The 14,513-nt window shown below is 48.8% G+C and carries 10 protein-coding genes; 5 read left to right on the forward strand and 5 right to left on the reverse strand.

Annotated features, from left to right (window positions below; genetic code table 11):
- The first annotated feature begins 22 nt into the window (after window positions 1-22).
- The 4 genes from fusA to IKW96_RS07115 all read left to right on the forward strand — a co-directional run bounded on the left by fusA (window position 23) and on the right by IKW96_RS07115 (window position 5,233).
- On the forward strand, window positions 23-2,101 hold the full coding sequence (gene fusA, locus IKW96_RS07100; protein ID WP_296572364.1) for an elongation factor G: 2,079 nt from the start codon (window positions 23-25) through the stop codon (window positions 2,099-2,101).
- A gap of 168 nt (window positions 2,102-2,269) precedes the next feature.
- A complete protein-coding gene (gene tuf / locus IKW96_RS07105) occupies window positions 2,270-3,469 on the forward strand; it encodes an elongation factor Tu (protein WP_296572367.1) in 1,200 nt (399 codons plus the stop codon).
- Window positions 3,470-3,582: 113 nt separating this feature from the next.
- On the forward strand, window positions 3,583-4,494 hold the full coding sequence (locus IKW96_RS07110; protein WP_296572369.1) for an ATP-binding cassette domain-containing protein: 912 nt from the start codon (window positions 3,583-3,585) through the stop codon (window positions 4,492-4,494).
- Window positions 4,487-5,233, forward strand: a complete 747-nt coding sequence (locus IKW96_RS07115; RefSeq protein WP_296572370.1) for an ABC transporter permease — start codon at window positions 4,487-4,489, stop codon at window positions 5,231-5,233. The genes IKW96_RS07110 and IKW96_RS07115 overlap by 8 nt, the downstream gene beginning before the upstream one ends.
- Before the next feature lie 32 nt (window positions 5,234-5,265).
- Here the strand turns inward: IKW96_RS07115 and asnB are convergent, their stop codons facing one another.
- The 3 genes from asnB to IKW96_RS07130 form a co-directional block, all read right to left on the reverse strand.
- On the reverse strand, window positions 5,266-7,083 hold the full coding sequence (asnB, locus tag IKW96_RS07120) for an asparagine synthase (glutamine-hydrolyzing) (RefSeq protein WP_296572373.1): 1,818 nt from the start codon (window positions 7,081-7,083) through the stop codon (window positions 5,266-5,268).
- Window positions 7,084-7,431: 348 nt separating this feature from the next.
- Entirely contained in the window at window positions 7,432-8,175 is a 744-nt protein-coding gene (pflA, locus tag IKW96_RS07125) for a pyruvate formate-lyase-activating protein (protein WP_296572376.1), read from the reverse strand.
- Window positions 8,172-9,497, reverse strand: coding sequence for a CCA tRNA nucleotidyltransferase (locus tag IKW96_RS07130; RefSeq protein ID WP_296572378.1), 1,326 nt, complete (start codon window positions 9,495-9,497; stop codon window positions 8,172-8,174). Before IKW96_RS07130 ends, pflA begins: the two co-directional genes overlap by 4 nt.
- A gap of 401 nt (window positions 9,498-9,898) precedes the next feature.
- Here IKW96_RS07130 and IKW96_RS07135 point away from each other — a divergent pair, with 401 nt between their 5' ends.
- Window positions 9,899-11,383 (forward strand): carbohydrate-binding domain-containing protein, encoded by a 1,485-nt coding sequence (locus IKW96_RS07135; RefSeq protein WP_296572381.1) that lies wholly within the window; start codon window positions 9,899-9,901, stop codon window positions 11,381-11,383.
- Window positions 11,384-11,700: 317 nt separating this feature from the next.
- Here the strand turns inward: IKW96_RS07135 and IKW96_RS07140 are convergent, their stop codons facing one another.
- Both IKW96_RS07140 and IKW96_RS07145 read right to left on the reverse strand, forming a co-directional pair.
- The gene (locus IKW96_RS07140) at window positions 11,701-12,051 is read right to left on the reverse strand and encodes a hypothetical protein (RefSeq protein WP_296572386.1); all 351 of its coding nucleotides are present in this window, start codon (window positions 12,049-12,051) and stop codon (window positions 11,701-11,703) included.
- 407 nt (window positions 12,052-12,458) lie between these two features.
- Window positions 12,459-14,492 (reverse strand): PASTA domain-containing protein, encoded by a 2,034-nt coding sequence (locus IKW96_RS07145; RefSeq protein ID WP_296572389.1) that lies wholly within the window; start codon window positions 14,490-14,492, stop codon window positions 12,459-12,461.
- Window positions 14,493-14,513 lie beyond the last annotated feature (21 nt).

The following is a 14,513-nucleotide window of genomic DNA, read 5'->3' on the forward strand; positions in this document are numbered from 1 at the left end:
GTCATTGTAAAAGGAGTAAATTATGTCAAGAGATTGTTCACTTGAAAATACAAGAAATATCGGCATAATGGCCCACATTGACGCAGGTAAGACCACTACCACAGAGCGTATCCTTTTCTATACAGGTGTTAACCACAAGATCGGTGAAACACACGAAGGTTCCGCTACTATGGACTGGATGGAGCAGGAGCAGGAGAGAGGTATCACAATTACTTCAGCTGCTACTACTTGCTACTGGGCAGGCCACAGACTTAACATCATTGATACACCCGGCCACGTTGACTTTACAGTTGAGGTTGAGCGTTCACTCCGTGTACTCGACGGCTCTGTAACAGTTCTTTGTGCTAAGGGCGGTGTTGAGCCGCAGTCTGAAACCGTTTGGAGACAGGCTGACAACTACAAGGTACCCCGTATGGCTTATGTAAATAAGATGGACATTATGGGTGCTGATTTCTATCATGTTATCGACATGATGAAGGACAGACTTAAGTGTAATGCCGTTCCGATACAGCTCCCTATCGGCGCTGAGGACTCATTCACAGGACTTATTGACCTCGTTGAAATGAAGGCTTACATCTATACAAACGATCTCGGTACAGATATCAAGGTTGAGGATATCCCCGACGATATGAAGGAGATCGCACAGAAGTACCACGATGAAATGGTCGAGCACGTTGCTGAGCAGGACGAAGCACTCATGGAGAAGTATTTCGAAGAGGGCGAGCTTACTCAGGAAGAGATCAAGACCTGCATCAGAAAGGCTACCATCGCTAACCACATGGTTCCTGTCTGCTGCGGTACTTCTTACAAGAACAAGGGCGTTCAGAAGCTTCTCGATGCTATCATCGACTATATGCCTTCACCGCTGGACGTTCCCGCTATCAAGGGCGTAAATCCCGACACCGAGCAGGAGGAGGAGAGACCTTCTTCCGACAGCGAGCCGTTCTCAGCTCTCGCATTCAAGATCGCTACTGACCCGTTCGTTGGTAAGCTTGCGTTCTTCCGTGTTTACTCAGGTGTCGTAAATCAGGGCGACTCAGTTCTCAACGCTACCAAGGACAGCAAGGAGCGTTTCGGACGTATCGTTCAGATGCACGCTAACCACAGAAAAGACCTCACAACTGTTTACTCAGGCGATATCGCTGCAGCTGTTGGTCTTAAGAATACAACCACAGGTGACACACTCTGTGATGAAAAGCACCCGATCATTCTCGAATCCATGGAATTCCCGGAGCCTGTTATCCAGCTCGCTATCGAGCCAAAGACAAAGGCAGGTCAGGAAAAGATGGGCATCGCTCTCGCAAAGCTTGCTGAAGAGGATCCTACCTTCAAGACATGGACAGACGAAGAGACCGGTCAGACTATCATCGCAGGTATGGGTGAGCTTCACCTCGACATTATCGTTGACCGTCTCCTCCGTGAGTTCAAGGTAGAAGCTAATGTCGGCGCTCCTCAGGTTGCATACAAGGAAACTATCAAGGGCAATGCAGATATCGACTACAAGTACAAGAAGCAGTCAGGTGGTTCAGGTCAGTACGGTCACGTTAAGATCAGAGTATCTCCCAACGAGTCCGGTAAGGGCTATGAGTTCACAAATGCTGTTGTCGGCGGTTCTATCCCGAAGGAGTACATCCCTGCTGTTGACGCAGGTATCCAGGGCGCTATGAAGGCAGGTATCCTTGCAGGCTACGAGGTAGTTGACGTTAAGGTAGAGCTTTATGACGGATCATACCACGAAGTTGACTCGTCTGAAATGGCATTCAAGATCGCCGGTTCTATCGCTTTCAAGGAAGCTCTCAAGCAGGCTAACGCAGTTCTCATGGAGCCTGTTATGAAGGTTGCAGTTATCGTTCCTGATGATTACCTCGGAACAGTTATCGGTGACCTCAGCTCACGTCGTGGACAGATCCAGGGACAGGAGTCAAGATCAGGCTCTATCCAGGTAGACGCACTCGTTCCACTTTCAGAAATGTTCGGTTACACAAGCGACCTCCGTTCAAATACTCAGGGTCGTGGACAGTACACAATGGAGCCTCACAGCTATGAGGAAGTTCCGAAGAGCATCGCTGAGAAGATCATGGCTAACAGAGCTAAGAACTAATTGATATATCCGCCCGTTTTATGCGGAATAATGCTTGAAACGGGCATAATCAATAAAATCACGTGTTTCTGCTATAATTTTTTTACCGAAACACTTGAATTTACCAAAATAATCTGATATAATAATATATACAGATTTCTGAAATCTATTCTAAGGAGGAATTTCCCAATGGCTAAGGCTAAATTTGAAAGAACTAAACCCCATGTAAACATTGGTACAATCGGACACGTTGACCACGGTAAGACAACTCTTACTGCTGCTATCACAAAGACTCTCGCTATGAAGGGTCAGGCTCAGTACGAGGCTTACGATATGATCGATAAGGCTCCAGAAGAGAGAGAGCGTGGTATCACAATCAATACAGCTCACGTTGAGTACGAGACAGACAAGCGTCACTACGCTCACGTTGACTGCCCAGGTCACGCTGACTACGTTAAGAACATGATCACAGGTGCTGCTCAGATGGATGGTGCTATCCTCGTTGTTGCTGCTTCTGATGGTCCTATGGCTCAGACAAGAGAGCACATCCTTCTCGCTCGTCAGGTTGGCGTTCCTGCAATCGTTGTATTCATGAACAAGGCTGATCAGGTTGACGACGAAGAGCTCCTCGAGCTCGTTGAGATGGACATCCGTGACCTTCTCTCAAGCTATGACTTCCCTGGCGATGATACACCTATCATCAAGGGTTCTGCTCTTAAGGCTCTCGAAGCTCCGGATGATCTTAACGATCCTGCTTACAAGCCTATCCTCGATCTCATGGACGCTGTAGATGAGTTCATCCCAAGCCCTGAGAGAGACGATGCTAAGCCTTTCCTTATGCCTATCGAGGATACTATGACAATTTCCGGTCGTGGTACTGTTGTTACAGGTAGAGTAGAGCGTGGAAAGCTCAACGTAAACGAGCCTGTTGAGATCGTTGGTCTTTCTGACGAGAAGCTCAACACAGTTGTTACAGGTCTTGAAATGTTCAGAAAGACTCTTGACTTCTGTGAGGCTGGTGATAACGTTGGTGCTCTTCTCCGTGGTATCACAAGAGACCAGGTTGAGCGTGGACAGGTTCTTTGTAAGCCCGGCTCAATCCACCCACACACAAAGTTCTCTGGTCAGGTTTACGTACTGAAGAAGGAAGAGGGCGGCCGTCATACTCCTTTCTTCAACAACTACAGACCTCAGTTCTACTTCAGAACAACTGACGTTACAGGTGTTGTAACTCTTCCTGCTGACAAGGAAATGTGTATGCCTGGCGATAACGTTGCTATGGACGTTGAGCTCATCACTCCTATCGCTATCGAAGAGGGACTCCGTTTCGCTATCCGTGAGGGTGGTAGAACAGTTGGTTCAGGCGTTGTTACAAAGATCAACGAATAATTCAGTTCGTACCGATTTGATATAACGACTATAGGCGGTCGTGCTTTATGCAGGGCCGCCTTTTTGTATAATGATACTTTGTTAGAAAATAAACAAAATAGGAAGGTGACAATATGGATCACATTCTGCAGACCGAGAATTTGTCCAAGTCCTACGGCAAGTTCAAAGCCCTTAACGACCTCACCATAAATGTGCCGAAAGGTGCTATATACGGTATGGTCGGCAGGAACGGTGCAGGTAAGACTACGCTTATACGTATAATTACAGGACTGAACAATCCAACCTCGGGCAGCTATTCACTCTTCGGCGTGAAGAACAACGACAGTAAGCTTCTTGAAGTTCGCAGAAAAATCGGAGCTGTTGTTGAAACACCTTCGCTCCACCCGGAAATGACTGCAAAGGATAACCTCATTCAGCAGACAAAGGCTCTCGGTATTTCCGACGAAAAGCTGGACGATATCCTCAAGCTGGTTGGCCTTGCTAATACCGGAAAGAAAAAAGCCAAGAATTTTTCCCTCGGTATGCGTCAGAGACTGGGTATTGCGTTTTCTCTTGTGGGCGACCCAGAGTTTCTCGTGCTGGACGAGCCTATAAACGGCCTCGATCCACAGGGAATCATGGAGGTCCGCGAGATGATTCTCAAGCTCAACCGCGAAAAGGGTATTACTATCCTTATTTCCAGCCATATACTTGATGAGCTCTCGCGTCTTGCCACACATTACGGCTTTATCGAGCAAGGTCATGTTATTAAGGAAATGAGCGCAGAGGAGCTTGAAAAAGTCAGCCGACGCTCAGTTCATCTCAATGTCAATGATACGAAGCTCCTTGCAGAGGTGCTTGATGAAAAGGGGCTGGAATACAGAGTTTACTCGCCAAATGAGGCGGATATCTTCACTCCTATGGAGGTAACGCCACTTGTACTTGCGCTGAATGAAAAGAATTGCTATGTCAAATCCATGAGTGAGCACCACGAAAGCCTCGAAAACTACTTCATGGGACTTGTAGGAGGTGTTCGTAATGGCTAATTTACTCGCAGAAGGCTACAGACGACTATTCAAGGGCAAGAGATTTTACATCGTTCTTGCAGTAATTGTGGGCGTTGCGGCGTTCATTCTTACCCTTGTAACTATTCTTTCGGGAGCTTTTGGCGATGACGCCTCGCCTAAGGCTGACGGGATGCTGTTTATGATGACGGGTACAATGCCGCTTCTTATCAGCATAACGGCAGGACTTCTCATTGTGCAGGATTTCCGCAACAATACTATCAGAAACAAGATAATCGTGGGCCATTCGAGAACGAATATCTATATTGCAAGCCTTATCGTTTCTGTTACGGTAGCTGTTATCTATCAGCTGGCGTTCTGGCTGACGGTCATCGGTCTCGGCGGCATACTTATGGGCTTTCAGGAGTTCCCCTCAAAGGCGGTATTTGTGAATATGCTTGTTGCATTGGCTATACAGCTTGCTTTTACGGCAGTTATCGTGTTCCTTTGCAACTCCATGAAGAATGTGGGCGGCTTTGTTATTTCGCTCACCATGCACTATATCGTGTCCATGCTGTCAGCATTCCTGCTTTTTGTTAAGAGCGAAAAAATCAAAAATCTCATTATGGAGATAGTACCCAGCTATCAGGTGAATATCGTGGAATACGGATATACCGAGATCCCCGAGCATCTGCCTGTGATACTTCTTGCCGACCTTGCAATTTTTGTTGTTGCAACTATCGGCGGTATACTTATATTTAATAAGTCTGATCTGAAATGATCGTGCGGAGCTCCTGTTTCGGGAGCTCCTTTTTATTTCAGCCTTATGTCGAACCTTTCCAGCCAGTAGTTCAACTGTATGAAATAGGCTATGGTCTGCGGAAGATTCATTAGCTGACCGTACCACTGTACGCTTTCTTCATGGCGCAGAAGCTTTTCCAGTTCCTCGCGCCTGACGAGCTGCGTCAGCTTTTCTCCGCCGTTATCCAGTATACTGCGGAGCTTTTCCGTAACTCCTGCCAGGAACGCAGGATTATGGGTCTTTGGGTAGGGGCTTTTCTTGCGCCACAGGACTTTTTCGGGAAGCCATTTCTTCATGGCTTCGCGGAGAAGTCCTTTTTCTCTGCCTTTGTAGTCCTTGTACTCCCACGGCACGTTGTAGAGGTACTCGGCTATGCGGTAGTCGCAGAAAGGCACGCGGACTTCAAGTCCGCTGTACATGGACATTCTGTCCTTGCGGTCAAGGAGGGTCTGCATGAACCAGTGGAAATTCAGCTGCGTCATTTCACGCATACGGTACTCCAGGGGACTGTCCGTGCTGAGCTTTTCCGCATAGTCAGCTGTAGTCCTGTAGGCGGAGTAGACATACTCCTCGGCGTTTATGCGCTCAGCGTATTCATCGCAAAGGAAACGCTTTCGGTAGGCGGTGCTCTGAGCCCACGGGAAACCGTCCGTCATGCGGATATCCTTATCCCTGTACCAGGGATAGCCGCCGAATATCTCGTCGGCGCACTCGCCCGAAAGAGCCACTGTGCCATGCTTCTTTATCTCGCGGCAGAAAAGCAGCAGAGAAGCGTCAACATCCGCCATTCCGGGCAGTCCGCGGGCTTCGGTGGCTTCATCGAGAGCTTCTATAAGCTCGGGAGTATCTATCACAGTCCAGTGGTGGTCGGAGCCGAGGTATTCAGCCATGCAGGTGATGTACTCAGGATCGCTGTCGGGCTGGAAATGGCTCTTCCGGAAGTATTTGCCGTTGTCGCGGTAGTCCACGGAGAATGTGGTCAGGCGCCTGCCCTGTTTTTTCATCTCCGCAGCTGCGACTGAGGATATAAGGCTGGAATCAAGTCCGCCCGAAAGGAAGGTGCAGACGGGCACGTCGGATACGAGCTGACGTTTTATGGAGTCAAGAACGAGCTGGCGGACGTGCTCGGCGGTCTGCTCAAAGCTCTCGTGGAGCTCACAGGCTCTGAGCCGCCAGTACTCCCACAGCTTCAGACCGTCGGGGGAGTAATATCCGCACCAGCCCGGCTTCAGCTCCTCAACGCCGCGGATAATTCCGCAGCCCATAGTACGTCCAGGTGCCATTAGGAGGAGCTCCGCAGCGCCGTATTCGTCAATTTCATGGGGAATATCGGGGTGCTCCAACAGAGCGGGGAGCTCCGAGGAGAATATGAGCTTGCGGTCGCTCTTGTAGTAAAACAGCGGTTTTACGCCTATTCTGTCCCGTGCAAGGAATACGCGGTGCTCTGCCTCGTCGTAGACTGCAAAGGCAAAAATGCCGTTGAAGCGGTCAACGCAGGAGTTTCCCCATTTTATGTAGCTTTTCAGCACTACCTCGGTGTCGGAACGTGTTGTAAACTCAAATTCGCTCTCCAGCTCGATGCGGAGCTCGGCTGTGTTGTAGAGTTCGCCGTTGTAGACTATGGTGTACTTCCCGAAGCTCATGGGCTGTCTGCCGCCGTTTATGTCGATGACAGCAAGGCGTGTGTGTATCAGGGCGGCTTCGCGGAACAGCGACATTCCGCGCTGATCGGGACCACGGCGAAGAAGGGCGCTCTGCATTTTCTCGTAGACCTTCATATCCTCGCGCATATCTTCTTTAAAGCTTATTGCTCCAGCAATTCCGCACATAGCTTTTCTCCACCGCTTTTCGGCATACGGCACGCCGTGATAAATCATAATTTACGCAAACCCCAAAGGAATGGATTCCAAAGGGTTCACAACCCTTTGGTCAGGTCAAGGGCTGACAGCCCTTGCGGGGTCCGGGGCAGCGCCCCGGATCCGACAGGCGCTCAGCAAGGGTGAATTCCGAAAACAATCCGGTGAATTGTTTTCGGAAGAGGGACGTCGAGGACGCCGTCCCCTACAAAGCGCACGTGTAATTTCGGGCGGATAATATCCGCCCCTGCAAATATAAATTATGATTTACAACAGTATATGAAAACGACCTCTGCCGTGTGACAGAGGTCGTTGTTTTTCTTATTTTTGCTTGCGAAGTCCTGATTTTATACCTGAGATTATAGTCTCACGGGCCTTTACGGCTTCCGCTTTTGTGAGAGGAGGCGTATCGCCCAACGGGTATTCAAGTCCGAGCTCCGCGTATTTCTGCTTCGCCATATCATGATAGGGGAGCACGTCCAGAGCTTTCAGATTGCTCAGTGTTGAGAGGTACTCACCAAGGGCAAATAGCTCCTCGTATCTGTCGGTTATCCCCGGGACTACAACGTGTCGTATCCATACAGGTATGCCGAGGTCGCGGATATGCTCCGCAAAGGCGAGTATATTGCGGTTTCCTTTGCCTGTAAGCTCCTTGTGGAGCTCATTGTCGATATGCTTTATATCCAGCATGACGAGGTCGGTATTTTTTAGTACAGAGTCCGTTTTTTCGGGGTGTGCAGGGTCGAAAACGCCTGCGGAGGTGTCAAGGCAGGTGTGGACGCCCTTGCTTTTGGCAAGCGCGAAGAGCTCCGCAAGAAATTCGGGCTGGGCGAGAGGTTCGCCGCCTGTTGCGGTTATTCCGCCTGACTTGAGGAACTCCTTGTAGGAATCGTACTCCTTCATGAGCTCCTCGGCAGTGGTCTCGATCCCTCCCGAAAAGTCCCATGTATCGGGGTTATGACAGTATCTGCACCGCATGGGACAGCCCTGAAAGAACACAACGAAGCGTATTCCCGGACCGTCTACTGTACCGAAACTCTCAGTTGAATGTATCCTGCCTTTCATTTTTTGCACTCCTGTTCCGCGTAGTTCAGCAGAGCTTCTTTTTCGTTGGGGAGCTTGTCCTCCATGACGAGCTCCAGGAGCTTGTGCTGCATTTCGCCTATTTCTGCGCCGCAGAGCCCTATTTCCATGAGCTCCGAGCCGTTGACGGCAAGTCCGCGGAGACTGCGGCACTCGTCGTTTGCGATTATCTCCCTGCCCATTTCCGCAAGTTTGTCAAAAAAGACGTTCTCTTCGAGAACAAACTCGTTTTTCGCCGAATTATCGCACTTTTTCATCTCCGTAAGTGCAAAAAACAGCTCATCGCCGATACGGTACATCATCTTCTTCACATCGGCTTTGCTGTGGAGCTTTTTGCTGTGGTTCGAGATGAGAGCCGCTGCGTAGGATATGGACTTTGTGTCGTAACGAAGCCTTTTCATGACCTTTTCGGTTATCTCCGCGCCGACACGGTCGTGCTGCTTGAAGTGGCCTCTGCCAGTTTCGTCGAACTTCATGCAGGCAGGCTTTCCTATATCGTGGAAAAGAAGAGTCCTACGCATTTTTACGTCGTCTGTGGGGGCAAAGCTTATGGCACGGACGGTGTGTTCCCATACTGTGTACTTATGGTAGGGGGAACACTGGTCAAGTCCGATACTTGGCTTGAATTCGGGAATAACGGCTGTTATGACGTCGCTGTAGCCGAGAAGTATGTCAACGCAGCTGCTTCCGCAGACGAGCTTGTCCAGTTCATCGCGGATACGCTCGTGAGAAATATTCTGTAAAAGGTCCTTCATGCGGTGGACGGCTTCCGAGGTCTTTTCCTCTATTTTAAAGCCTAACTGCGAGGCAAAGCGGACGGCTCTCATAATGCGGAGGGCGTCCTCGGTGAATCGCTTGCCGGGTTCGCCGACGCAGCGAATAATTCCCGACTTCATGTCGGAAATGCCGTCGAAGGGGTCGATGATACAGCCGTTTTTGTCCATAGCTACGGCGTTTATGGTGAAGTCGCGGCGGGCAAGGTCGGCTGTTATGTCAGATGTGAACTCAACGCTGTCGGGGCGGCGGTGGTCGGTGTATTCGCCGTCGATACGGTATGTAGTTATCTCAAAGGGAGTTCCGCCGCACAAAACCGTGATAGTTCCGTGCTTTATGCCCGTGGGAATGACCTTGTAACCGCGGAAAACTTCAAGCATTTCGTCGGGACGGGCGTTGGTGGTGATATCAATATCGTTGTATTCCCTGCCCATGATAGTGTCGCGGACGCAGCCGCCTACCATATATGCCTCAAAGCCGTGTTTTTCAAGCTCTGAAAGCACCTGTTCCGTGTGTTTGTCTGTTGTCATGGCTGCATCTCCTTCCTGTTTACGCTTTTTGCAGGGGGGCGATGTCCAAATCGCCCGTGGGGTTACGGATTATGCGGACTGATGTGGACATCAGCCCCTTGCACGATCTACTTACTTATTACTCTATTATTATACATCAAATGAAAGGATTTGGCAAGATGTCCAAATGAAAAAGGACTTTTTTGTGCGTTATTCTAAATTGCGTAAATTCATTTAATAGAGTATAATTAAAGTACAGACATTTTATTGGCGACTTAACAAAATTATGCCCGATCATGTAATCTTTAAGCAAATTTAAGCTAATTTTAAGGTTATTTCAAGGTGAAGCCGTTATAATCTAAACATAGTCAAACACGGTTTGACCTTATGATAGGGCGATATTAAAAAGGAGATTGATCACTATGAAAAACAATGGCTTGAAAAAGCTCATTGCGGGGCTTTCGGCTGCCTGCCTTGCGGCTGCGGCAATGCCTTTTATGAGCTTTGCAGCAGAGACTTCTGAAGTCTCGACAAAGGTTGGAGACTCCAACTGCGACGGCGGCGTGGATATGTCAGACGCTGTTATGATAATGCAGGCGCTTTCCAATCCGAACAAGTACGGCAGGGGCGGTTCCGATAAGAACGCTATCACCGATCAGGGCTGGAAAAACGCGGACTGCAACGGTGCAAACGACGGTGTTTCCAATAACGACGCACTTGCTATACAGATGTATCTTCTGGGCAAAGGGGAGCTCAGCAGCGGTAAGACAGATGTTCCTCCGGAGCAGCCTGCCGCAGACGCGGTAAAGATACATCTCAAGAACACTTCTATCGAGGTAGAGGGCGAAAATGCCACTGTTGAGGGAACTACGGTAACTATTACAAAATCCGGCGAGTACTACATCGACGGCACTCTCGACGACGGTCAGATAAACGTCAATATCCCTGACGAGAAGGCTGACGCGGAAACTGTAAAGCTTTTCCTCAACGGAGCAAGTATCACAGGTAAGAGCGCACCTGCTATCCTCGTTACAAATGCTGAGAATACTTCTATCAATATCGTGGACGGCACGGAAAATGCAATTTCCGACGGCGATACGGCGTATGCCGGCGACTTCGCAAAGGCTGCCGTTATCGAGGCCAAGGACGATATCACCATAAAGGGCGGCGAAAAGGGTGACGGAGTCCTCAAGATAACCGCTAACACTCAGGACGGTATTTCCTGCAACAACGATATCAAGATAAACGGCGGAGATATAAATATATCTGCGCTGAATACTGAAAATAAGAACGACGGTATCAAGGCTAAGAAGTCTGTTACCGTAAAGGACGGAAGTCTCAAGGTCGAAGCTGAGGGCGACGGTATCAGGTCAAGCAAGGACGCTGTTGCTTTCACAGGCGGTAAAACCAAGATCAAGGCCGGCAATGACGCTGTACAGGCTGAAACGACTATCGACATCAGCGGCGGCAGACTCGTTGCAGGCGGCGACCGCGGACTTTCCGCAGTAACAGGTATAAACATCACAGGCGGTACGGTCATAGCTACAGCTACCGATAAACAGGCAGATGAAAAGCTCATGAGCGGTACTACACAGACTACGGCTCTTCTCAATTGTATCAACGACCCGTCAAACGAGAAGGACGGTACATGGAAGAAGGATAATGCCATTGTAACAGGCAGTGTTGACGTAAAGTATCAGAAGAAGTTCAAGTACGTGCTCTTCAGCGATACTTCCATTAACGGAGCTAAGTCATGCGGCTTCAAGAACCTTGCAACAGGTGCTCAGGTAACGCATACCGACGGCAAGCAGACACAGTTCCAGCTCAGCCTCGTTACTGTATTTGATAATGTAGATCCTGCAGGTATAGCTGCAAGCGGAAATGCTGAAGCTGATACTGCTAAATGATAGCTTTCAGGATTATTTCTGAACGCGAATGCTTCTTATGAAGCACATGAAACTGTACTAACATTCGGAATGCTGAATGCAGCGAGCGTCATAGTGCAGGCTGAACCTAAAAACGACATCTTCATGATCATTCAGATCCTTTTCTCAAAACGCGCCACAGTATCCCAATACTGCGGCGCATTTCCCTGTCATGAGGCAAAAAGCACCATAGCATAATACAGATACCCATATAGAAGTTTTGCCCCGAAGCATTTTCAAAGTGCTTCGGGGCATTGTATTTTCATTTTACATGGCTGTTAAAATATATCAGGATCTGTTTATTTCAAGAATACTTTTCCTTCACTCCAAGCCTGTCCGACTTTTTCGCCAAGTTTGTAATAGCTGTTGCTGAAAGATTCGTAGAAGATCATTCCGATTTTTCCCGTATCAATCTTACCGTCCGCACCCAGCACGGTTTCATCTGCCGCCATATTTACTACTCTCGCAAGCACAGCTGTGAAATTGCCTTTTTCGATAAATTCGATAAGCTCACACTCTATGACCACAGGGCTGCCAACAATGATAGGTGCATCAACGAACTTGCTTTTTACCGCTTTCAGACCTGTTCTTTCAAACTTGTCGGGTACTCTGTATCCCGAAACTGTACCGAGGAAGTCGATCTCTTTCATTAAGGGATTCATTGGCGAGAGTTAGGGTAAATGCCTTTCTCTTTTCGATGTTCTCATGGGTCTTCTTAGGCTTACCGATACAGCACACCAGATCTCCTGCATTCGTCCTTGTCACCTCGTGAAGATTCATCACATTAACAGTACCGTCGTCGTTATAAGTTGCCGCCATTAACACGGGCGATGCATATCCGTAAGAAAATGCTTTTGCTCCTAAATCTTTCATTGTGTATTCCTCCGTTCCATTTTTGTATCTCATCAACTGCAGATTTATGATAGTAACAATTATAGTACGACACCTCTGTACTGTCAATAGAAAAGCCATAGTACCTCTGACCGTATATCAGAAATACTATGGCTCTATACTTCTATATGAGTACCGACCTTACGCTATGGCGATTGTGTTTTTATCAGCCCTGACCGCCGTCGTCTATGGTAGTCGGTTCAACTACAGGCGGATTCGTCGGAGCTTCCGTTGATGGCTCTGTAGGAGGTTCTGTAGGCGGTTCGGTCGGTGCCACTGTAGTTGTCGTCGGTACCTGAGTCGTTGTGGGCGCCTGAGTTGTTGTAGGAGCCTGTGTGGTGGTTGCTGCCTGAGTTGTGGCAGTTACGGTGGTCGTTGCAGCTTCTGCAGTGGTTATCGCGTTCTTTGAAGCGTAGTATACCATGAGCTTCTTGCCGCCCGAGCAGTCGAATACTGTTCCTGTAGCTACGAGCTTTCCGTCTACGCGGAGCTCAACGATGGAATCTGTCTTGCTGTACTCTGTAGGAGACTCAAGGAACTGGTAGTTATGAGACGAGATCCCTGCCTTTTCGAGAGCGTTCTTGTACTGGGAAACTGTCATTCCTGCAAAATCGGGGATAGTTGCCGAGCCCTTGCCCTTGCTGACATGGATAACGAGAGTATCGCCCTCGGCAATCATTTCGCCTGCCTTGATGTCCTGTTCAAAGATCATATCGCTGTCGTACTTGTCATTGTATGAGAATACGGCCTCGAGCTTTATGGATTCCTTGTACTTATCCTTTTCTATCTCATAGAACCTGCCCACAAGGTCGGGAACTTCGACATTCTTTTCCTTTGTGGCGGTAGTTGATACCTCGTCAACTATGCTGTCGCTTGTCACTTTGGAGCGTCTGCTCTTTCGTGTGACTTCGCTCTCCTCGTTCTTGGGGAGCAGATTCATAACGATTACCACTAATGCCATGAGTATGCCGAGAAAGAGTATTCCTATGATTATCGGCACCTTTATGCGGTCAACCGTGTTTATCTTTTCGTAGCTGTAGCTCTGGTCGCGTGAAGGCTTCCTGTAGGCAGACGGAGATGTACGCTGATGTATGACCTCTGTCTCGGGGAGCGGCTGTGCAGGCTGTGTTGCATGATATGCAGGGGCAGGAGCTGGTTCCTGCTGAATGCCCGGACGGTCGTTAAGGAAAAGAGTGCTGTCGAACTCTTCCTCCTCCACCTCCTCGGTTTCCTCGGAAGGCTGCTCAAAGAGCTTTGTTACGAGCTCGGTGATAGTCTGTATACGGTCTCTGCCGTTGAGGTTCATACCCTCCATTATGACGCGTGAAACGTGTTTGGGTATGCCTGATTCGAGAGTATGCGGGTCGTGAAGGTCGTCGTGGTTCTGACGGCTTACGGAATCAACGGGCATACAGCCTGTAAGTGCTCTGTAGAGAAGAGCGCATACTCCGTAAACGTCTGTCCATGAGCCCTGACGGCTGCTGCTGCTTGCCGAATACTGTTCGGGAGCCGCATAGCCCTTGAAAAGCTCATATTCAAGACCTGCATTTGCTGTTCTTACCGCGGAAACGCAGAAGCCCGAGAGCTTCAGCTCGCCCTTGTCGGTGATATATACCGTATCAGGGCTTATAGCGCGGTGTATGATACCTGCGTTATGGAGTATCCCGATAGTTGTGAAAAGGGGAGGGAATATCTTAGATACCTGTTCCCAGCTGAGCTCGCCTGCGTTTTCCTTGAGGTAGTCCAGCATTTTCACGCCCTCTATGTACTCGAATATGGTATAGGTGGTATTGTTTTCCGCAAACATATCGAGAACAGGGGGGATATTCGGGTTGTTCCTGAGCCTTGCAAGCGACTTGTTAAGCTCGGTATACTCAGCCATAAACGCTTTGTATTTTGCAAGGTTATTGTAGTTTACGCTGATGGTCGCTTTGTTTTTTACACGGGTACAAAGGTTTATAGGCATATACTCCCTGATGAACACCTTTTTGCCTGTTGTTATATCAGAGCCGATATATGTCGCGCCTTCGCCGTTGTATTCAAGAAGATTACCGCAGACGTACTTGTTGTGAAGTATCGTCGCAGGCGGAACGTACATAGGGTTATATTCAGAGCTTTCAACATATCCGCATGATGGACAAACATGAAGCGAGCTGTCATATTGTTCCATGCATCTGTTACAATATTTACTGTCTCCCAAAGCAGCTCCTCCTCCTAAAAA

The sequence above is a fragment of the Ruminococcus sp. genome, assembly GCF_017549005.1.
Classification (GTDB): domain Bacteria; phylum Bacillota; class Clostridia; order Oscillospirales; family Ruminococcaceae; genus Ruminococcus.

Excerpts from the sequence above, each read along its gene's own strand:
- IKW96_RS07115 (WP_296572370.1), top strand. The coding sequence starts at position 4,487 with ATGGCTAATTTACTCGCAGAAGGCTACAGACGACTATTCAAGGGCAAG.
- IKW96_RS07130 (WP_296572378.1), bottom strand. The coding sequence starts at position 9,497 with ATGACAACAGACAAACACACGGAACAGGTGCTTTCAGAGCTTGAAAAA.
- tuf (WP_296572367.1), top strand. The coding sequence starts at position 2,270 with ATGGCTAAGGCTAAATTTGAAAGAACTAAACCCCATGTAAACATTGGT.
- IKW96_RS07135 (WP_296572381.1), top strand. The coding sequence starts at position 9,899 with ATGAAAAACAATGGCTTGAAAAAGCTCATTGCGGGGCTTTCGGCTGCC.
- IKW96_RS07110 (WP_296572369.1), top strand. The coding sequence starts at position 3,583 with ATGGATCACATTCTGCAGACCGAGAATTTGTCCAAGTCCTACGGCAAG.
- asnB (WP_296572373.1), bottom strand. The coding sequence starts at position 7,083 with ATGTGCGGAATTGCTGGAGCAATAAGCTTTAAAGAAGATATGCGCGAG.
- IKW96_RS07140 (WP_296572386.1), bottom strand. The coding sequence starts at position 12,051 with ATGAAAGAGATCGACTTCCTCGGTACAGTTTCGGGATACAGAGTACCC.
- fusA (WP_296572364.1), top strand. The coding sequence starts at position 23 with ATGTCAAGAGATTGTTCACTTGAAAATACAAGAAATATCGGCATAATG.
- pflA (WP_296572376.1), bottom strand. The coding sequence starts at position 8,175 with ATGAAAGGCAGGATACATTCAACTGAGAGTTTCGGTACAGTAGACGGT.